This is a genomic window from Nocardia sp. NPDC057668, assembly GCF_042799795.1.
Classification (GTDB): Bacteria; Actinomycetota; Actinomycetes; order Mycobacteriales; family Mycobacteriaceae; genus Nocardia.
Genome location: NZ_JBHVIC010000009.1, coordinates 21,679 through 40,640 on the forward strand (window position 1 = coordinate 21,679; position 18,962 = coordinate 40,640).

At 69.1% G+C, this 18,962-nt stretch carries 17 protein-coding genes; 10 read left to right on the forward strand and 7 right to left on the reverse strand.

Going from position 1 to position 18,962, the window contains the following annotated elements; translation table 11 throughout:
- Positions 1-115: 115 nt before the first annotated feature.
- Both tuf and ACFVBH_RS38190 read right to left on the reverse strand, forming a co-directional pair.
- The gene (gene tuf / locus ACFVBH_RS38185; protein WP_354985013.1) at positions 116-1,312 is read right to left on the reverse strand and encodes an elongation factor Tu; all 1,197 of its coding nucleotides are present in this window, start codon (positions 1,310-1,312) and stop codon (positions 116-118) included.
- A 351-nt stretch (positions 1,313-1,663) separates the two neighbouring features.
- Positions 1,664-2,209 (reverse strand): RNA 2'-phosphotransferase, encoded by a 546-nt coding sequence (locus ACFVBH_RS38190; protein WP_379010642.1) that lies wholly within the window; start codon positions 2,207-2,209, stop codon positions 1,664-1,666.
- 108 nt (positions 2,210-2,317) lie between these two features.
- Here ACFVBH_RS38190 and ACFVBH_RS38195 point away from each other — a divergent pair, with 108 nt between their 5' ends.
- The 8 genes from ACFVBH_RS38195 to ACFVBH_RS38230 all read left to right on the forward strand — a co-directional run bounded on the left by ACFVBH_RS38195 (position 2,318) and on the right by ACFVBH_RS38230 (position 12,184).
- Positions 2,318-3,823: a leucyl aminopeptidase gene (locus ACFVBH_RS38195; protein WP_379010653.1), complete on the forward strand. Its 1,506-nt coding sequence runs from the start codon at positions 2,318-2,320 to the stop codon at positions 3,821-3,823.
- Between the two features lie 411 nt (positions 3,824-4,234).
- Positions 4,235-5,998 (forward strand): 2-oxoglutarate dehydrogenase, E2 component, dihydrolipoamide succinyltransferase, encoded by a 1,764-nt coding sequence (gene sucB / locus ACFVBH_RS38200; protein ID WP_379010659.1) that lies wholly within the window; start codon positions 4,235-4,237, stop codon positions 5,996-5,998.
- Positions 5,999-6,010: 12 nt separating this feature from the next.
- Positions 6,011-6,910 carry a TIGR01777 family oxidoreductase gene (locus ACFVBH_RS38205; protein WP_354985009.1) on the forward strand — a complete coding sequence of 300 codons (900 nt, stop codon included), beginning with the start codon at positions 6,011-6,013 and terminating at the stop codon, positions 6,908-6,910.
- Between the two features lie 197 nt (positions 6,911-7,107).
- The gene (locus ACFVBH_RS38210; RefSeq protein ID WP_354985008.1) at positions 7,108-7,251 is read left to right on the forward strand and encodes a hypothetical protein; all 144 of its coding nucleotides are present in this window, start codon (positions 7,108-7,110) and stop codon (positions 7,249-7,251) included.
- 85 nt (positions 7,252-7,336) lie between these two features.
- Positions 7,337-7,849, forward strand: a complete 513-nt coding sequence (locus ACFVBH_RS38215; RefSeq protein ID WP_379012100.1) for a GNAT family N-acetyltransferase — start codon at positions 7,337-7,339, stop codon at positions 7,847-7,849.
- On the forward strand, positions 7,846-8,595 hold the full coding sequence (gene lipB / locus ACFVBH_RS38220) for a lipoyl(octanoyl) transferase LipB (protein WP_379010675.1): 750 nt from the start codon (positions 7,846-7,848) through the stop codon (positions 8,593-8,595). Before ACFVBH_RS38215 ends, lipB begins: the two co-directional genes overlap by 4 nt.
- A gap of 22 nt (positions 8,596-8,617) precedes the next feature.
- The gene (gene lipA / locus ACFVBH_RS38225; protein ID WP_379010683.1) at positions 8,618-9,709 is read left to right on the forward strand and encodes a lipoyl synthase; all 1,092 of its coding nucleotides are present in this window, start codon (positions 8,618-8,620) and stop codon (positions 9,707-9,709) included.
- 279 nt (positions 9,710-9,988) lie between these two features.
- Entirely contained in the window at positions 9,989-12,184 is a 2,196-nt protein-coding gene (locus ACFVBH_RS38230) for an elongation factor G-like protein EF-G2 (protein WP_379010691.1), read from the forward strand.
- A 29-nt stretch (positions 12,185-12,213) separates the two neighbouring features.
- On the opposite strand, the gene ACFVBH_RS38235 is transcribed toward ACFVBH_RS38230, so the two are convergent.
- Together ACFVBH_RS38235 and ACFVBH_RS38240 are read right to left on the reverse strand one after the other, a co-directional pair.
- Entirely contained in the window at positions 12,214-12,420 is a 207-nt protein-coding gene (locus ACFVBH_RS38235) for an excalibur calcium-binding domain-containing protein (protein WP_354985004.1), read from the reverse strand.
- Between the two features lie 63 nt (positions 12,421-12,483).
- Entirely contained in the window at positions 12,484-15,051 is a 2,568-nt protein-coding gene (locus tag ACFVBH_RS38240) for a TerD family protein (protein ID WP_379010711.1), read from the reverse strand.
- A gap of 22 nt (positions 15,052-15,073) precedes the next feature.
- Between ACFVBH_RS38240 and ACFVBH_RS38245 the strand changes: the two genes are divergently transcribed.
- Positions 15,074-15,820 (forward strand): DUF4191 domain-containing protein, encoded by a 747-nt coding sequence (locus tag ACFVBH_RS38245; RefSeq protein ID WP_354985002.1) that lies wholly within the window; start codon positions 15,074-15,076, stop codon positions 15,818-15,820.
- A gap of 371 nt (positions 15,821-16,191) precedes the next feature.
- A complete protein-coding gene (locus ACFVBH_RS38250; RefSeq protein ID WP_354985001.1) occupies positions 16,192-17,058 on the forward strand; it encodes an alpha/beta hydrolase in 867 nt (288 codons plus the stop codon).
- A gap of 233 nt (positions 17,059-17,291) precedes the next feature.
- Here ACFVBH_RS38250 and ACFVBH_RS38255 read toward each other — a convergent pair whose 3' ends face one another.
- Genes ACFVBH_RS38255 through ACFVBH_RS38265 form a run of 3 tightly spaced genes read right to left on the reverse strand, consistent with a single transcriptional unit; the run spans position 17,292 to position 18,942 of the window.
- A complete protein-coding gene (locus tag ACFVBH_RS38255) occupies positions 17,292-17,579 on the reverse strand; it encodes a DUF6510 family protein (protein ID WP_379010731.1) in 288 nt (95 codons plus the stop codon).
- Between the two features lie 2 nt (positions 17,580-17,581).
- Positions 17,582-18,343 (reverse strand): ferredoxin reductase, encoded by a 762-nt coding sequence (locus ACFVBH_RS38260; RefSeq protein WP_354984999.1) that lies wholly within the window; start codon positions 18,341-18,343, stop codon positions 17,582-17,584.
- Positions 18,343-18,942, reverse strand: coding sequence for a sulfite oxidase-like oxidoreductase (locus ACFVBH_RS38265; protein WP_379010749.1), 600 nt, complete (start codon positions 18,940-18,942; stop codon positions 18,343-18,345). The genes ACFVBH_RS38260 and ACFVBH_RS38265 overlap by 1 nt, the downstream gene beginning before the upstream one ends.
- Between the last annotated feature and the right edge of the window lie 20 nt (positions 18,943-18,962).

Genomic DNA, 18,962 nt, shown 5'->3' on the forward strand with positions numbered 1-18,962 from the left:
GCGACGGTCGGCTCAGCCTAGACAGCCGAGCCGTCTCCGGGGGCGTACGACACGGATTCGATGCGGGTGGCTCCGCACACCCCGCGCGTTTCGGGTGCGGTCGTCGGCGAGTCCGCTACTTGAGGATCTTGGTGATCTGCCCCGCGCCCACGGTGCGCCCGCCCTCGCGGATGGCGAACTTGAGCCCGACCTCCATGGCGATCGGCTGGATCAGCACCACCGACATGGTGACGTTGTCGCCGGGCAGTACCATCTCCACATCCGTGGGCAGGGTCACCACGCCCGTGACATCGGTTGTGCGGAAATAGAATTGCGGGCGGTAGTTGTCGAAGAACGGGGTGTGCCGCCCGCCCTCCTCCTTGGACAGGATGTAGGCCGAGCCCTCGAATTCGGTGTGCGGGGTGACCGAACCGGGTTTGATGACACATTGGCCGCGCTCGACGTCCTCGCGGCGGATGCCGCGCAGCAGCAGACCCACGTTCTCCCCCGCCTGCCCCTCGTCCAGGAGTTTGCGGAACATCTCGATGCCGGTGACCGTGGTTCGCGTTGTCTTGGCCCGGATTCCGACGATCTCCACCTCGGCGTTGACCTTGAGAATGCCGCGTTCGATGCGACCGGTGACCACGGTGCCGCGGCCGGTGATGGTGAAGACGTCCTCGATGGGCATGAGGAAGGACTTGTCCACTTCGCGCTCGGGCGTCTCGATCCAGTCGTCCACGGCTTCGAGCAGATTCACGATGGCCGCGCCCCAGGGGCCGGAGGGCTCCATCAGCGCCTGGTAGGCCGAGACGCGCACGACCGGGGTGTTGTCGCCGTCGAAGTTGTACTCGCTCAGCAGCTCCGCGACCTCCAGCTCGACCAGCTCCAGGATCTCGTCGTCCTCGACCATGTCGCACTTGTTCAGCGCCACAACCATTTTCGGAACGCCGACCTGGCGGGCCAGAATGACGTGCTCCTTGGTCTGGGGCATCGGGCCGTCGGTGGCAGCGACCACCAGGATCGCGCCGTCCATCTGGGCCGCGCCGGTGATCATGTTCTTCACGTAGTCCGCGTGGCCCGGACAGTCGACGTGCGCGTAATGCCGTGCGTCGGTCTGATATTCGACGTGCGCGATGGAGATGGTGATGCCGCGCTGGCGTTCCTCCGGGGCCTTGTCGATGGCGTCGAAGGGTGTGAAGGGATTCAGCGCCGGATTCTGATGGTGGAGGACCTGGGTGATGGCGGCGGTCAGGGTGGTCTTGCCATGATCGATATGGCCGATGGTCCCGACGTTGACATGGGGCTTGGTGCGCTGGAATTTCGCCTTCGCCACTGGAGTCCTCCTGTGCGATCCGGGGCGGGCGTGGCGGCGGAGACCGCGTGGAATGCCCGACGGCGGTGTCTTTTCCAGGGTATTTGCCCGAACCCGCACGGGAACCGGGAACACCGTCAATCGGGTGTCGATCCCTGTTGACGTGGTGTTTTCCGACCACGCGGGCACCCGACCGGGCCGTCATTGGAATCCGGTTAGCGGGTCATTGGTGCGAGGGGGTGTTCTGGTAGCGGGAATCATCGCCACGCACAACCGTTGATACCTGACCTCGGGGCCGAAACCTGCCGAAGCCCCGGGATTCCGGCCGGCGCTCCGCCCTCCGTCTGCCCACGGGCGGCGGGGCGCCGGCCCTCACCGGAGCGTGAGGTAGTGCGGCGGCACCGAGTCCACCAGCCAGACACCGTTTCCGGTCACGAAGAATTCGTGGCCGTCGCGCCGCATGGCCACGGTGTCCACGCACAGGATCGCGGGTTTGCCGTGCCTGCCGCCGACCTGGCGCGCGGTGTCCAGATCCAGGGACAGATGCACATCGTGCCGGTTCATCGGCCGCAGCCCCTGCGCCAGGATCAGCCCGACACTGCGCTCACCGGTACCGTGATAGAGCACCGGGGGCGGCTCGGCGGGCTCGTACCCCAACTCGACCGGTATCGAATGTCCCTGCCGGGCACGAATTCTCAGACCGGATTCGTCGAACTCGAAGCGCTTCTTGTTGTTCTGGTCCACCACCGCGCCGAGTTGGTCGCGGGAGAGCCCTTTACCGTGCGCGGCGGCCTGTTTCAGCAGCGCCGCCACCGGCACCCAGCCCGCCGAATCCGGTGTCAGGCCGATGGCCTCGGGATTGTGGCGCAGCCAGTTCGACATCCGCTTGGACAGTCGCGTTATCTCTTTCTCGTTCATTCGAGCCAACCGTGACGTACGCGCGCGCGACGCGCAAGCGGTTTACCGGCGCGGGAGCGAGGCGCGCCGGACAGGTGGGCGCCGGGCCCGCGCGCTAGCCTGGCTCCCATGACAGCTGTTGCAGATCGTTCGCTCGGACCGGAACTGGCACGTACCGAGAGCATCGGCCAAGCCGATGTGCTCGTCATCGGACTCACCTCCTCCGATGACGGACCCGCGATCGCCCCGGCGGACGCGTTCGGTGACGTGCTGGATGCGGACACGCGGGCGGCGCTGCTGACCGCGCTGCGGGCGGTCGGCGCGAAGGGCAAGGCGGAGGAGCTCACCCGCGTTCCGGCCCCCGCCGGCCTCACGGTGGACAGTGTGCTCGCGGTCGGGCTCGGCGCGGCCGACAAGGTCGACGCCGAACAGATCCGCAAGTCCGCGGGTGCGGCCGGGCGGGCGCTGACCGGCGTCGGCACCGCCATCACCACGCTGTCCGGGATCGACATCGGCGCCGCGGCCGAGGGCATCTACCTGGGCGCCTACCAGTTCTCGGCCTTCAAATCCGGCAAGTCCGCGCCCAAGGCCGGCGACCAGCCGGTCCAGCGCGTCGAATTCCTGGTCCCGGACGCCGGTTTCGGCGAGGAGGCGCTGTTCCGCGCCCGGTCGGTGGCCGAAGCCGTGGCCACCGCGCGCGATTTCGTGAACACCCCGCCGAGTGATCTGTTCCCCGCCGAATTCGCCAACCGCGCAGCAGAATTGGCCAAGGCCGCCGGCTTGCAGGTCGAGGTCCTGGACGAGAAGGAACTCGCGGACAAGGGCTACGGCGGCATCATCGGCGTCGGCAAGGGCTCCTCGCGCCCGCCGCGCCTGGTGCGCATCACCTACGCCGGCGGTGACCCGAAGGTCGCGCTGATCGGCAAGGGCATCACCTTCGACACCGGCGGCATCTCCATCAAGCCCGCCCAGGGCATGGAGAACATGACCTCCGACATGGGCGGCGCGGCGGCGGTCATCGCGACCGTGCTGCTCGCGGCGCGCCTGAGCCTGCCGCTGACCGTCACCGCGACCGTGCCGATGGCCGAGAACATGCCCTCGGCTACCGCACAGCGACCGGGGGACGTGCTGGTGCAGTACGGCGGGACCACCGTCGAGGTCATCAACACCGACGCCGAGGGCCGCTTGATCCTGGCCGACGCCATCGTGCGCGCGAGCGAGGACGAGCCGGACTACATCATCGACGTCGCGACGCTGACCGGCGCGCAGATGGTGGCCCTGGGCACCCGCACCCCGGGCGTCATGGGCACCGACGACTTCCGCGACCGGGTCGCCGAGATCTCCCGGGGCGTCGGCGAAAACGGCTGGGCCATGCCCCTTCCCGCGGAGCTGCGCGGCGACCTCAACTCCCGCGTGGCCGATCTCGCCAATGTGGCGCCGCATCGCTGGGGCGGCATGCTCTCGGCCGCGCTGTTCCTCAAGGAGTTCGTGCCCGAGGGCGTGCAGTGGGCGCATCTCGATGTCGCGGGTCCGGCGTACAACACCGGCGGGCCGTTCGGGTACATCGGAAAGGGTGGTACGGGCGTACCGGTTCGCACCCTCATCGCGACCCTGGAAAGCATCGCCGCGGAGTAGCTGACGATCATCGGGGCCGCCGCACGCGGCCCCGATGATTCGGACATTTACCCCATGTGGGACCTCAATTCGAGGACTCGGCACGCGAATTTCCCGGCCGCCGGGTGCACCCCCAGGGCAAACCCCGAGCGAACCGAAACACGGTTCGGGCGCGGGGTGTGACCCCTTCGATCAACCCACCCCATCGGTGCTCACAGCCGGTTTTCGGACACTGACAGGTCCGCTGAACGGCCGCCCTGTGACACGCCGCACCCGAACGAGTGCAAGGATGGGGAACCGGAACAACAACCTAATGATCTCCGGGGCAGCCGAATGGTCGGCTGCCGTACGGGCTTCCGCCGCGACCCGCGTCCGGACGGCCCGCCGGCGATAACTGTTTAACCCGACGAGCAGTCAGAGGAGTCAACGGACATGGCCTTCTCCGTCCAGATGCCAGCTCTTGGTGAGAGCGTCACCGAGGGCACTGTGACCAGGTGGCTGAAGCAGGAAGGGGACACGGTCGAGGTCGACGAGCCGTTGCTCGAAGTCTCCACCGACAAGGTCGACACCGAAATCCCGTCTCCCACCGCGGGCGTGCTGGTCAAGATCTCCGCCCAGGAAGACGACGTGGTCGAGGTCGGCGGCGAACTCGGCCTGATCGGTGAAGCCGGAGAGGCTCCGGCTCCGGCCGCTGCCCCGGCGCAGGCTCCTGCACCGGCCCCCGAGCCGGAAGCCCCCGCACCCGCCCCGCAGCCCGAGGCCGCCGCACCGGAGCCCGCCGCCGAGCCCGCCACGGCCGCCGCCGACGCCGGATCCGGCACCCCCGTGAAGATGCCGGAACTCGGCGAATCGGTCACCGAGGGCACCGTCACCCGCTGGCTCAAGCAGGTCGGCGACACCGTGGCGATCGACGAGCCGCTGCTCGAGGTCTCCACCGACAAGGTCGACACCGAGATTCCCTCGCCGGTCGCGGGCACGCTGCTCGAGATCTCGGCGCAGGAGGACGATGTCATCGCCGTCGGCGGTCAGCTCGGCGTAATCGGAAGCGGCGCACCGGCTCCCGCGTCGGCCCCGGCTCCCGCGCCGAAGCCGGAACCCAAGCCCGAGCCCGCCCCGGAGCCCAAGCCCGCGCCTGCTCCCGCAGCCGCCGCACCGGCTCCCGCGCCCGCACCGGCTCCCGCGCCCGCACCGGCCGCCAAGCCCGCACCGGTCCCCGCCGCCGCCACCCCGGCCGACGAGCCCTCCTCCAACGGCGGTCCGTACGTGACCCCGCTGGTGCGCAAGCTCGCCACCGAGAACGGCGTCGACCTGGCCACCCTCAAGGGCTCCGGCGTCGGCGGCCGCATCCGCAAGCAGGATGTGCTCGCGGCCGCGGAAGCCAAGAAGGCCCCGGCTCCGGCTGCCGCCGCACCGGCCGCTCCGGCCCCGGCCGCAGCAGCACCCGCCGCCGCGTCCGCCGATCGGAACCTGGCCCACCTGCCGGGCACCGTGCAGAAGGCCAACCGCATCCGGCAGATCACCGCGACCAAGACGCTCGAATCCCTGCGGACCACGGCGCAGCTCACCCAGGTGCACGAGGCAGACCTCACGAAGGTCGCCGCACTCCGGGCCAAGGCGAAGGACGCGTTCAAGGCGCGCGAAGGCGTGAACATCACCTTCCTGCCGTTCTTCGCCAAGGCGGCGATCGAGGCGCTCGGGGTGCACCCGAACGTCAACGCGTCCTACAACGACGAGACCAAAGAGATCACCTACCACTCGAAGGTCAACCTCGGCATCGCGGTCGACACCGAGCAGGGTCTGCTCTCCCCGGTCATCCACAACGCCAACGACCTGTCCCTCGCGGGGCTGGCGCGGGCGATCGCGGATATCGCCAACCGTGCGCGCAACGGCGGGCTCAAGCCCGACGAGCTGTCCGGCGGCACCTTCACCATCACGAACATCGGGTCCCAGGGCGCGCTGTTCGATACGCCGATCCTGATGCCGCAGCAGGCGGCCATGCTCGGCACGGGCGCAATCGTCAAGCGCCCCATGGTGATCACCGACAGCGGCAGCGAGTTCATCGGCATCCGCTCGATGGCCTACCTGCCCCTGACCTACGATCACCGGCTGATCGACGGCGCCGACGCGGGCCGCTTCCTCACCACCATCCGGCACCGGCTGGAAGAGGCGGCCTTCGAGGGCGACCTCGGACTGTAAGGCGCTATCGGCATGAAGGTCGTGGTCGCCGGGTCCTCCGGATTGATCGGGACGGCGCTCGTCGCGGCACTGCGCCGCGACGGGCACGAGGTGGTTCGCCTCGTGCGCCGTCCCGCCGATGCCCGCGATGAATTTCGCTGGGACCCGGCCCGCGGCGAGCTCGATATCAAGGCGCTACGCGGGGCCGACGCCGCGGTGAACCTCTGCGGCGCCGGCATCGGGGCACGACGCTGGAACGGCGGCTACAAACAGGAGCTGCGCGACAGCCGCGTCGTGCCCACCGACGTACTCTCGGCCGCGGTCGCCGCCGCGGGGGTGCCCACGCTGATCAACGCCAGCGGAGTGCACTACTACGGCGGCGGTTCGGGCGACCGGGTGATGACCGAGACCTCGCCCGCGGGAACCGGATTCCTGGCGGGCCTGTGCCGCGACTGGGAAGCCGCCACCGCACCGGCCGCGAATGCCGGAACCCGGGTGGTGCTGCTGCGCAGCGCGGTGGTCCTGGCTCGGCACGGCGGCATGCTCGGAATGCTCTATCCGCTCTACTTTTTGGGGCTCGGCGGCCGTCTCGGCAATGGGCGGCAATACATTCCGTGGATTTCGCTCGACGACGAAATCGGCGCGATCGTTTTCGCACTCGGCGATGAATCGGTATCCGGCCCGGTGAATATGGTGGGTCCCGCCCCGGTCACCAATGCCGAATTCACCCGGGCGGTGGGGCGCGCGCTGCATCGTCCCACTCCCCTGCCGGTGCCCGCGTTCGCGTTGCGCCTGGCCGTCGGCGAATTCGCCGACGAGGGAATCCTGCATGGTCCCAGGGCAATTCCCACCGTGCTCGAAGCCGCGGGTTATCAGTTCCGGCATCCGACCATCGGCGCCGCATTGCAGGCCGCCGTCGGCGATCGGGACTGAATAAATCATCGCGCGAACGCAATTCCCGAAAGGGTGTCCGGCGCGGCCCCGATATGTCATGCTTGATCTTGTAGTGATCGGCCCTGACCACTGACAACGGTGGGGCAGCAGAGCAAATCGGCAATCCCGATTGCCGATTAACCCCCTGTCTGGCTCGTACCGGATGCGGGCCAGCGAAGGAACGCTGGGGTCACACCATGATCAAGACAATCATTGCCGAATTCATCGTCGCACTGGGACTCGTGGTCGCCGGAAACATGGTGGACCAGGTCGAAGATCCCGTTCGCTGCACCCTGCACGTCATCGATCCGGGCGGTCTCATGGCGTGCATGGACAAATGACCGGCACCGAGGCGCAGCTCACAGCGGACGCGTCGCTACCGTTGGCACGGTGAGCCCCGAACCGAACGTGCTCGCGCCCGCCGAACTGCTGGTGCGCGACGCCCGCGTGAGCGATCTGCCGCAGATCCTGGCCATCCACAACACCGCGATCGCCGAGACCACCGCCATCTGGGACACCGAACTCGCCGATCTGGCGGAGCGGGAAGCCTGGTTCGCGGCCCGCACGGCGGCCCGATGCCCGATTCTGGTCGCCGAGATCGACGGCTCGATCGCCGGATATGCCAGCTACGGCCAGTTCCGGCCGAAATCGGGATACCGGTACTCGGTGGAGAACTCGGTCTACGTGGCCGATCGATTCCACCGGCGCGGCGTCGCCAAGGCGCTGATGACCGAACTGCTGGTCCGCGCCGAGCAGGGCGGGGTGCACGCGATGATCGCGGTCATCGAAGCCTCCAATCTGACCTCGGTCGCGCTGCACGAGAAGTTCGGGTTCGAGATCGTCGGCCGGCTGCCCGAGGTGGGCCACAAGTTCGGCCGGTGGATGGACCTGACGCTGATGCAATTGCTGCTCGACGATGGCGTAACGTCGCTCTCGTGAGCGACAGCACGACGGCCACCGCGCCCGTACGCGGCGCCTCGGCCCGCTTCGACAGCACACCCCTGCTGGTCGAGGATCTGGGCCTGATCGAGTACACGCGAGCCTGGGACATACAGCGCGCCATCGCCGGCGAGCGCGCCGAGGGCCGCGGTCAGGATCGGCTGCTACTGCTCGAGCATCCCTTCGTCTTCACCGCCGGGCGGCGCACCGAGGCCGCCGACCTGCCCATGGACGGCAGCCCGGTCATCGAGGTGGATCGCGGCGGGAAGATCACCTGGCACGGGCCCGGGCAATTGGTGGGCTACCCCATCATTCGGCTCGCCGAACCGGTGGACGTGGTCAAGTACGTCCGCAGGCTCGAAGAGGCGTTGATCACCGTGTGCGCGGGGCTCGGGCTGAAAACCGGTCGGGTGGAAGGACGTTCGGGCGTCTGGCTGCCCGCCTCGGACTTCCTGCCCGAGCGCAAGGTCGCCGCCATCGGCGTGCGGGTGCAGCGCGGGGTCACCCTGCACGGGATCTCGCTGAACTGCAATTCGTCGCTGGACGGATTCCAGGCCATCGTGCCGTGCGGGATTCGCGACGCCGGGGTCACCACCCTGAGCCGGGAACTGGGCCGCGAGGTCACCGTGGCCGAGGTGCGACCGCTGGTCGCCGACGCCATCGCCCGGGCGCTGGACGGCGATTTGCCCGTTACCGAGCACACCGTGGACCGCCCGGCCGCCCCGGGGGCTGCCGAAGCGAAATGATCGCGAGCGTAGGGTGACAGGGGTGACCTCCGTCGACACCCCGACATCGAACACCCCGTCCGCGCCGGAACCGTCTGCGCCGCGTCCGGGATCCGCCGCCGCGACCTCCCCCACCGCGGGCGGGCGCAAGCTGCTCCGCATCGAAGCGCGCAACGCCGAGACCCCGATCGAGCGCAAACCGAAGTGGATTCGCACCAAGGCCACCATGGGCCCGGAGTACACCGAGCTCAAGGGTCTGGTCAAACGCGAAGGGCTGCACACGGTCTGCGAGGAAGCGGGCTGCCCCAACATCTTCGAATGCTGGGAGGACCGCGAGGCCACCTTCCTGATCGGCGGCGAGCAGTGCACGCGGCGCTGCGACTTCTGCCAGATCGACACCGGTAAGCCCGCCGCCCTGGACCGCGACGAACCGCGCCGGGTGGCCGAGAGCGTGCAGGCCATGGGACTGCGCTACTCCACCATCACCGGCGTCGCGCGCGACGATCTCGACGACGGCGGGGCGTGGCTGTACGCGGAAACCGTGCGCGCGATCAAGCAGCTCAACCCGAGCACCGGCGTCGAACTGCTCATTCCCGACTTCAACGCCGATCCGGACCAGCTCGCCGAGGTGTTCGCCACCCGGCCCGAGGTGCTCGCGCACAACCTCGAGACGGTGCCGCGCATCTTCAAGCGCATCCGCCCGGCCTTCCGGTACGAGCGCTCGCTCGCGGTGCTGACCGCGGCCCGCGAGGCCGGACTGGTCACCAAGTCGAATCTGATTCTCGGCATGGGCGAGACCCCCGAAGAGGTCACCCAGGCCATGCGCGATCTGCACGAGGCCGGCTGCGACATCCTGACCATCACCCAGTACCTGCGGCCCTCGCCGCGGCATCATCCGGTGGACCGGTGGGTCAAGCCGGAGGAGTTCGTCGAGCACTCCGACGCGGCCAACGCCATGGGATTCGCCGGCGTGATGGCCGGGCCGCTGGTGCGCTCCTCGTACCGCGCCGGGCGACTGTACGCGCAGGCCATGCGCCATCACGGGCGCGAGATCGCGCCGGAGATGGCGCATCTCGCCGAGGAAGGGACCGCTTCGCAGGAAGCCACCAGCGTGCTCGCGCGCTACGGCTCATAGCCGCCTCCGCGCGAATCCGGGCCGGACTCGGGCGCACCGCCGTTCCCTGTGCGAGCGGCGGTGAGTTGATCGGGCAGTTCGCCCATCCCTCACGAGTTACCCGACCGGCACGAATTCTGTTGTCGAGCAGGCAACAAGGGTTCCTTGTCGGTCGGCCTTCGAGGTGGTCCGACATGCTGCCGTGTGGCGGCGGCTGGGGGGAATCGTCCGATTCGTGGACGGGACCGCGCCGGCGGTGGGAAGCTCGAAGTACCGCACTTCGACCCCGGAGCGAGCCATATGGTCGAGCGAACAACGGCGTCGGCAGGCGCCAATGGAAAAACGGTGACGGCGCAACGACCGGACGAGATACGCAATGTCGCACTCGTCGGGCACAGTGGCTCGGGTAAGACCACGCTGGTCGAAGCCCTGGCGGTGGCCACGGGGGCGGTGGTGCGGGCCGGGCGGGTCGAAGACGGCACCTCGGTCTCGGACTACGACGACATCGAGCAGCGACAACATCGCTCCGTCCAATTGTCGGTGGTCCCCATGGCGTGGAACGGGAGAAAGATCAATCTCCTGGACACCCCCGGCTACGCGGATTTCGTGGGCGAACTCAGGGCCGGTCTGCGCGGAGCGGACGCGGCCCTTTTCGTGCTCTCGGCCGCCGCCGGGGTGGAGGGCGTGAGCGGACCGACACTGGCGCTGTGGGAGGAATGCGCGAGCGTGGGCATGCCGCGCGCCATAGTGCTCACCCACTTGGACACCGCGCGAGCCGATTTCGAGGAGATGACCGAGACCTGCCGCGACATTCTCGGCGGCGGACAATCGGAAAGCATACTGCCGCTGCATCTTCCCGTGTACGGGGACAAGGGCGCGGACGGGCATCGGCCGGTGATCGGCCTGATCGATCTGCTCACCCAGCACGTCTACGACTACTCGGCCGGATCGCACACCGAGACACCGGCTTCGCGGGAGCAGCTGGCGCTCATGGCGCAGGCGCGGGACAGGCTCATCGAGGGGATCATCGCCGGGAGCGAGGACGAGACCCTCATGGACCGGTACATCGGCGGCGAGGAGATCGATCTCGAGACGCTGGTGACCGATCTCGAGCGGGCGGTCGCGCGGGGCAGTTTTCATCCGGTACTGATCGCCGCGCCGCCGCCCGAGGGCGCCCGGCAGGGGCTGGGAACGGTCGAGATCCTCGACCTGGTCACGCGGGGATTCCCCACGCCCGCAGAGCATCCGGTGTCGGCGATCGGGGTGAACGGGCGCTCCGCGCCGCTGGTGTGCGATCCCGGCGCGCCGCTGGCCGCCGAGATCATCCGCACGGCCTCGGACCCGTACGTGGGGCGCATGTCGGTGGTTCGGGTGTTCGCCGGGACGCTGCGGGCCGACGACACCGTGCACGTGTGCGGGCATCGCGGGGGCGGGGCGGGGACCCTCGACCACGATTCGGACGAACGGATCGGGGCGGTGTCGGCGCCGTTCGGGAAACAGCAGCGACCGCTCGGGCACGCGATCGCGGGCGACATCGTGTGCGTCACCAAGCTCTCCCGGGCCGAGACCGGGGATACGCTGTCCGCCAAGGATTCTCCGCTGCTCATCGAGCCGTGGTCGATGCCGGATCCGCTGCTGCCGATCGCCATCCGCGCGCACAGCAAGGCCGACGAGGACAAGCTGTCACTCGGGCTGGCGCGGCTCGTCGCCGAGGATCCGACCGTGCGGCTGGAGCAGAATCCCGACACGCGTCAGCTCGTGCTGTGGTGTCTGGGCGAGGCGCATCGGGATGTGGCGCTGGAGCGGCTGCGCGCGCGGTTCGGGGTGCAGGTCGATGTCACCGATCATCGGGTGGCGCTGCGCGAGACGTTCGCCACCACCGCCGTGGGGCGCGGGCGGCACGTGAAACAGTCCGGCGGGCACGGGCAGTACGCGATCTGCGAGATCGAGGTCGAGCCGCTGCCCACCGGGTCCGGAATCGAATTCGTGGACAAGGTGGTGGGCGGAGTCGTTCCGCGGCAATTCATTCCGTCGGTGGAGAAGGGTGTGCGTGCGCAGGCCGCGCGCGGAGTCAGCGCCGGGTATCCGCTGGTCGATGTGCGGGTGACGCTGTTCGAGGGGAAAGCGCATTCGGTGGATTCCTCCGATGCCGCTTTCCAGCTGGCCGGTGGATTGGCGTTGCGCGAGGCGGCGGCCGCGGCGCGGATCAATCTGCTCGAACCGGTAGCCGAAGTGCGCGTGGTGGTTTCGGACGACTACGTCGGGCAGGTGCTGGGCGATCTGTCGAGTCGGCGCGGGCGGGTGCTGGGGACCGAGCCGGTGGGATCGGGGCGCACCGCCATCCGGGGCGAGGTGCCGGAGCTGGAATTGCGCCGCTACGCCGTGGACCTGCGTTCGCTGGCCCACGGCGCGGCGACGTTCACGCGCGCCTACAGTCGCCACGAATCCATGCCCGCGCCGCTGGCCGATGCCATTCGCGCGAAAAACACCGGATAGCGCGGGAATTCACGAATTCGGCGGGGTGACTAGCGCTCGCAGGCGACGCCGTCGTTGTCGCGGTCGAGGGCGGGACGGTAGCCCGGCTCATCGCGCAGGATCGGCGCGGCGCCCGCGGCACGGGCGGCGGCGCAGTTCTTGTAGTAGACCTCGTCGGCCTGGGCCGACTTCGTGCCGAGCAGCACCGCGGCGAAAACGATGGCGATAACGCCGAACCAGGTCAGAAACTTCTTCACTCTTCTTCTTCCACAGTCGATTCGAATATCGAGGAGTAGTGGAACCACCCCCGCCGAGGCACCTTACCCGTCGACCACGACACCGAATCCCGAAGCCAATTCACCCAATCCCGCGGGATAGCCCTGACCCACCGCGCGCAATCGCCAGGTGTCCGCGCGCTGATAGACCTCGGCCAGCAGCAGGGTGCGCTCCTCGGTGGCGGCGTCGAGGGTGGCGCGGGCCAGCACACCCGATTCCAGGCCCGCCGTCACCTCGATCTCGATAGCGCCCACCGACCCGAACCGGACCTCGGGATCGTCGAGGGCGACGGCGAAGACCACGCGCCGACAGTGGTCGGGCAGATCGTCGGGGGTCAGGGTGATCGACTGCTCGCCGGGGGCGTCGACGCTCAGCACCGCACCCGCGGTCTCCGGCTGGTTGTAGAAGACGAAATCCGCGTCCTCCGTGACCTTCTCGCCTTGATCCAGCAGGAAGGCGACCAGGTCCACTTCCCAGCGACCGTCCTGCTTCCAGGACGCACGCACCGTCCACGTCGTCCCGTACCGGGCGGCGGGCAGGTCCATCACCTGCCCCCGCGTCAGCTGTGCGCCCATATTCAACTGTGGCACAGCGGGTTCCCGCGTCTCGTCCATTCGCCTCGCACCCAGCATCTCCGGCCCGTAGACGGGCAGCCCCAACGCCCGGACCCGCCCGTATCGCGGATCGGACTCCGCCCCGGGCAGCACGAGCACATCGGTGACGCTCGCGGAGATATCCACCGCGACCGAACCACCGCATTCGACCACGCGGGCGCACAACTCCGCCCGCCGGGTATGGGTTCCACCCAGGATGAGGAACCTCTGCCCCGCCAGCACGCCCGCGGGCGTGGGAGCCGAGCCCGCGGCCGCATCAGAGGGCTCCGCCGACATCGACGCTGAGACCGGGGTTTTCGGCCCGGGCGGCGTCGAATCAGGCGTCAGAGGCCGCGCGGCATCTACCGCTTGCTCCGACATCGACGCTGGGTCTGGGACTTTCGTGCCGGGCGGCAATACATTCGGCGGCGGAACCTGCGACGAATCCGAAGCCGCATCCCAGGCCGCGGCCGGCTCAGATCCTGCAGCCGCTCCGGCAGCCGGAGCATCTCCCGGGCCGAGTGGCGAGGCCGGAGTCGGAGCCGCCCTCGATGCCGACGTGAATTGCGCTGCTGCGCCGGGCACTTCGGCCGCGGAATTCACCGAGGTTTGGCCGGCGATGCGCGCCTGCGCGGACTCCGGCACCGCCGGCGCGGACGCGGGGGCTCGAGGCGGAAGCGAGGCCGGGGTGCCGGGAGCGCCCTTCGGGGAGCCCGGGGTGATGTGGGGCAGGAGGGCGAGGAACCTGGACTCGGTGGCCGTGGGGGTGCCGTGTTCCCGGGCGGCCCGGGCTTTGCCCGTCGGGGAGGTCGGGTCGTTCGTCACCAGGAGGCTGGTACGGCGGCTGACCGTGGTGGTCACGTCCAGGCCTGCGGCTTCGGCTCGGGCGAGCAACTCCGCGCGGGCGAGGGTGGTGTCGCCGGTGAACGCGATTTTCATGCCCTGGATCAGGTGGGATTCGAAACGGCCCGGGTAGATGAACGAGCACGGGATCTTGCGGGCGGACCGCTCGATCGGGAAGCGGCTCGGGCGGTCGGGAGTCCCGGCGCGGGTGCGGAGCAGGGGCACGGCTACGCCCAGGCGGCCGGCGTCGGCCATCAGGCCGTGCAGGACCCCGGCCAGAACGCGCGTGTCGTCGAGGGCGTCGTGTGCTTTCCGCTGGCGCACGCCGTAGTGGGCCGCGAGGGTGCCGAGTTTGAAGTTCTCCGTCGGCGGGGCGACGCGGCGGGCGAAGGCGAGGGTGCACAACTGCCGGTCGACCGGGAGCACCGCGCCCGCGCGAGTGAACTCCTCCGCGAGGAAGCCGTGGTCGAAGGAGGCGTTGTGCGCGACCATGACGCGGCCGTGCAGCAGCTCGGCCAGCCGGGTGCGCACGGCCTCGAATCGGGGCGCGCCCCGGAGCTTCTCGCGCGTCAGACCGTGAATCCGGACCGGGCCCGGATCACAGCCCGGATCGAGCAGGGTGTGGAACTCCTCCACGATCTCGCCGTCGTCGGCGAGGGTCAGCGCCGCCACCGACAGCACCCGGTCCCGGGCTCGGTGCAAACCCGAGGTCTCCACGTCCACGAGCGTGAACGAACCGAATCCAGCCGGTGATTCGCAAGTTGTGTGCTGTGTGATCGGAATGCCCTCCGCCTCGAATCCGACTCTCGCAGTGGAGAAATCAGGCCGCGTGCACCGGCCGTTACGGGACCGGCGAGCCCACCGGGACACGCCGTGAGCGTCAGACATTCCCGACTGCCGGGCGGGGCCGAGTCGCGAGCATGAGCGGACATCGGTCTCGACCAACCGCTCTGTGGGTGACGAGCCTCCACCGCAGGGCCGCGCGAACTCCCGACGCACAGCGGTGGCGGGAGAAATTGGCACGGTCGTTCGGTGGGTGCGGCTGCCGGCTGCGGGGCAGGAAAGCCGCCGCGTGCGCCGAACGGAGTGCTGGATCGGGTGGGGCTTTCGGGCGGGTGGAGCGGGAATCGGATGAATGGGGCGGGGCGCGCTGGATCCCGTCGCGAACCAGCGCATACCGGGCCACTATCCTGGGGGCATGGCAGCAGGTAAGGGCGGCACAGCTCCGTCGAAGGAAGCGAAGGCCGCGGCTAAGGCGGCGCGCAAGCAGGCGTCGAAGGAGCGTCGCCAGCAGCTGTGGCAGGCGTTCCAAATGCAGCGCAAGGAAGACAAGGCGCTGCTGCCGCTCATGATCGGCGCGCTGGTCGGCGTGACAGTGCTGTTCCTGGTGATCGGCCTGGTCTTCGACCTGGGCTGGTTCCTGCTGCCGATCGGCATCCTGCTCGGCGCGCTCGCGGCGTTCATCCTGTTCGGGCGGCGGGTGCAGAAGAACGTGTACGCCAAGGCCGAGGGCCAAGCGGGCGCGGCCGCGTGGGTCTTGGACAACCTGCAGGGTAAGTGGCGGGTCACCCCGGGCGTCGCGGCCACCACCCAGCTGGACGCGGTGCACCGCGTGGTCGGCCTACCCGGCGTGGTGCTGGTCGCCGAGGGCTCGCCCTCGCGCGTGAAGTCGCTGCTGGCGCAGGAGAAGAAGAAGGTCGCGCGGCTGGTCGGCGACACCCCGATCTACGACGTGGTCATCGGCACCGAGGGCGATCAGGTGCCGCTCAAGGAGCTGCAGCGCTACCTGACCAAGCTGCCGCGCAACATCGACACCAAGCGGATGGATGTCATCGAGGGCAGGCTGTCCGCGCTGGCCACCCGCGGCGGCCCGGCGCTGCCGAAGGGTCCGCTGCCGGGCGGGGCGAAGATGAAGGGCGTGCAGCGCTCGATTCGCCGCCGCTGACACACACGTCCACGAGGCCCGCGTCCGTATTCGGACGCGGGCCTTCTGCTTGTCCGGGAGCGGTGCCCCGCGATGATCGAACGCGGGTCGTGCGTCCACTCCGAAACGGAGTCGACCGCCCGGGTCCGGTAGCCGAAAAGGCACCCCGGTAGCCGTCCGGCCGACCCCTCGATCACCCCGGCCCGCGCCCGATCAGGGTGCGGGCTTCGCCGTGTCCGCGGCAAAACCAGAGGTCAACACCGATTCGCTTGGCCCGGTTCGATTCTCGGAAAAAAGTTCCGGAGATCGGGAATGGCTTCGCGCCGACTAACCTTCTATCTATTGATAGCCGGTTAGGATATCCGATCGGCGCGAAAGCATAGGACGACGCCATGACCACCGTGCAGCACCACACCGTCGAGATTCAGGGCCGGAAGATCTTCTACCGCGAGGCCGGCGACCCGGCGAACCCCACCGTCGTGCTGCTGCACGGATTCCCCAGCAGCTCGGCCATGTTCCGCAACCTGCTGCGCGATCTGGGCGACTCGTACCACCTCATCGCGCCCGATCACCTGGGTTTCGGGCAGTCCGACATGCCATCGACGACCGAGTTCGAGTACAGCTTCGAGGCGCTGACCGCGATCACCGAGGAACTGCTGGACACCCTCGGCATCGACCGGTTCGCGCTGTACATCCAGGATTACGGCGCACCGATCGGGCTGCGCATCGCCGCCCGCCATCCCGAGCGGGTCACCGCGCTCATCTCCCAGAGCGGCAACGCCTATCTCGAAGGCTTCACCCCCTTCTGGGATGTGCTCTTCGCACACGCGCGGGACCGCGCCACCCACGAGCCCGCGGTCCGCGACCTGCTCGAACTCCCCGCCACCGAATGGCAGTACACGCACGGGGTTCCGGCCGATCGCCTGGCGCTGGTCAGCCCCGACACCTGGACCCTGGATCAGGCATATCTGGATCGCCCCGGCAACAAGGAGATTCAGCTCCAACTGTTCTGGGACTACCAGTTCAACCTCGACGGCTACCCCGCCTTCCAGAAGTACTTCGCCGAGCACCGCCCGCCGACCCTGATCACCTGGGGCGCGAACGACGAGATCTTCGGCGCCGAGGGCGCCCGCGCCTACCTGCGCGATCTCCCCGACGCCGAACTGCACCTGCTCGACGCGGGCCACTTCGCCCTGGAGTCACACGGTCCCGAGATCGCGGCGCTGATCCGCGACTTCCTCGGGCGCACGGTGGGTTGACCTTCCGCCCGGGCGCGCAAGTTCGTCGTCGCGAGTCCCGGTGGGGTCGAGCAGCGGCGGCGAATTGCCGCCGGCCGCGCCGACCCCTCGACCGCAGGGGGTGCCGCTGGGCTGAGGACAAGTTCGGCCCGGGTATCGGGGTGCGCAGCGGGCCTCGGATCCATTGCCTCTGAGCAGAATCGGGCCGGTCGGAACACGGAAACAGCCTGCCCGAACTCGATGTGCCGGCGCGCCTACCCTTCCGGGACGGGCAGGCACAGCGACGCGCCCTCGCCGAGGTCGAGCCAACGGCCCGCGGGGGTGACGGTCAGGCGCAGGACCACCGCCGAGCAGTGGGAACAGCGGGCCACCGTCCCGGGACAGTTCAGGTAGACCAGGGCGCGGGCCAGGGGCTCGACCGCACCGCAGCACCCGCAGCGGCAGCCGTGGGCGACGGGGTCGACGGTGAAGATCTCGGCGAGCAGACCGGCCAGGACATTGCCGTCCAGGTGGCCGGGTGCGGAGGTCGCGTCAGCGGACATGGTCAGCTCCCCGTCGGTCCGAAGCGTTCGGTTCTGATCGCGGCCGGATCGTGCCCGGCGGAAACCAGTGCGATGGCGGCGAATTCGACGAACGGCGTCGGACCGCAGACGTAACAGGTGGTGCCCGGGCCGGGCGGCAGGGCGTGGCGGGCGATCTCCGCGGCGGACAGCCGCCCCGGGGCGCGCTGGTCGCCGGGCGGGGCGAGGCGGGTGTAGGCCAGGAACACCTCGATCTCGTCCGGGGCGTCGACATCCTGGTCGGCCGAGGAGAAGGGCGCGCGCTCCCGCAGCGGGGTCAGCTCGTCCCGGTAGTACAGGTCGTCGGGGGTGCGCAGGGAGTACAGCAGCCGAAAAGCACTGGGGTTCGGCGAGTTTCGACGGGCGCGCAGCATGGCCGCGAGCGGGACGATGCCCGAGCCGCCCGCGACGAGCGTCGCCGGTCCCCCGGCCTCGGGATCCCAGACGAACCAGCCGCCGACCGGTCCCCGGACCTCGATCAGGGCGCCGATCGGGAAGATGTCCACGAGATAGCCGGACACCTCGCCGTTGGGCACGCGCTGAATGGTCACCTCGATCTCGTCGCCGCGGGCCGGTGCGGCGAGCGAGTAGCTGCGCTCGGCCCGGTACCCGTCGGGCGCGGTGAGCCGAATATCGAGGTGCTGGCCCGGAAGATGCCCGGGCCAGCCCGGAACCCGCAGGGTCAGGGTGCGCGCGGTATCGGTTTCGAGGCGGTCGGCGATGAGTTCGGCGGGCTGCCAGCGCATCAGTCGTCCTGATAGCGCTGTTCGCGCCAGGGGTCGCCGTAGCTGTGATAGCCGGCGGTTTCCCAGAAGCCGGGCTCGTCGTAGTCGAGCAGCCGAATGGACTTGACCCACTTCGCGGATTTCCAGAAGTACAGATGCGGGACCAGCAGCCGGGCCGGGCCGCCGTGCTCGGGGTCCAGATCCGCGCCGTCGAAGGTGTGCACGATCCACGCCTTGCCGCCGGTCAGATCCTCGAGCGGCAGGTTGGTGGTGTAGCCGCCGTAGCTGGTGATGTGCGCGAATTCGGCGTCGGTGACGACGTTTTCGAGCAGCGTGTCCAGGCTCACGCCCTGCCAGGCCGTGTCGAGCTTGGACCAGCGGGTGACGCAGTGGATGTCGACGTGCGGGCGCTGCTGGGCCAGCGACATGAATTGCGGCCAGCTCCAACTGTATTGGCGGCCGGTCTCGCTGGTGATGGAGAACTGCCAGCGGTCCAGATCGACGGCCGGGGTCGGGCCCGCCGACAGGACCGGGAAGTCTTCGGTCAGATACTGGCCGGGCGGCAGGCGGTCGTCCTGCGGTCGTGGGCGTCCCTGAAAACCTGGCGAGAAGGTACTCATGCGATCCCTCCGGGGCTACC

Bases quoted from the DNA above. Each gene is read 5' to 3' on its own strand.
- ACFVBH_RS38190 (WP_379010642.1), bottom strand. From the start codon at position 2,209: ATGAACGAGAAAGAGATAACGCGACTGTCCAAGCGGATGTCGAACTGG.
- ACFVBH_RS38195 (WP_379010653.1), top strand. From the start codon at position 2,318: ATGACAGCTGTTGCAGATCGTTCGCTCGGACCGGAACTGGCACGTACC.
- sucB (WP_379010659.1), top strand. From the start codon at position 4,235: ATGGCCTTCTCCGTCCAGATGCCAGCTCTTGGTGAGAGCGTCACCGAG.
- ACFVBH_RS38205 (WP_354985009.1), top strand. From the start codon at position 6,011: ATGAAGGTCGTGGTCGCCGGGTCCTCCGGATTGATCGGGACGGCGCTC.
- ACFVBH_RS38210 (WP_354985008.1), top strand. From the start codon at position 7,108: ATGATCAAGACAATCATTGCCGAATTCATCGTCGCACTGGGACTCGTG.
- ACFVBH_RS38230 (WP_379010691.1), top strand. From the start codon at position 9,989: ATGGTCGAGCGAACAACGGCGTCGGCAGGCGCCAATGGAAAAACGGTG.
- ACFVBH_RS38240 (WP_379010711.1), bottom strand. From the start codon at position 15,051: ATGCGCTGGTTCGCGACGGGATCCAGCGCGCCCCGCCCCATTCATCCG.
- ACFVBH_RS38245 (WP_354985002.1), top strand. From the start codon at position 15,074: ATGGCAGCAGGTAAGGGCGGCACAGCTCCGTCGAAGGAAGCGAAGGCC.
- ACFVBH_RS38250 (WP_354985001.1), top strand. From the start codon at position 16,192: ATGACCACCGTGCAGCACCACACCGTCGAGATTCAGGGCCGGAAGATC.
- ACFVBH_RS38255 (WP_379010731.1), bottom strand. From the start codon at position 17,579: ATGTCCGCTGACGCGACCTCCGCACCCGGCCACCTGGACGGCAATGTC.
- ACFVBH_RS38260 (WP_354984999.1), bottom strand. From the start codon at position 18,343: ATGCGCTGGCAGCCCGCCGAACTCATCGCCGACCGCCTCGAAACCGAT.
- ACFVBH_RS38265 (WP_379010749.1), bottom strand. From the start codon at position 18,942: ATGAGTACCTTCTCGCCAGGTTTTCAGGGACGCCCACGACCGCAGGAC.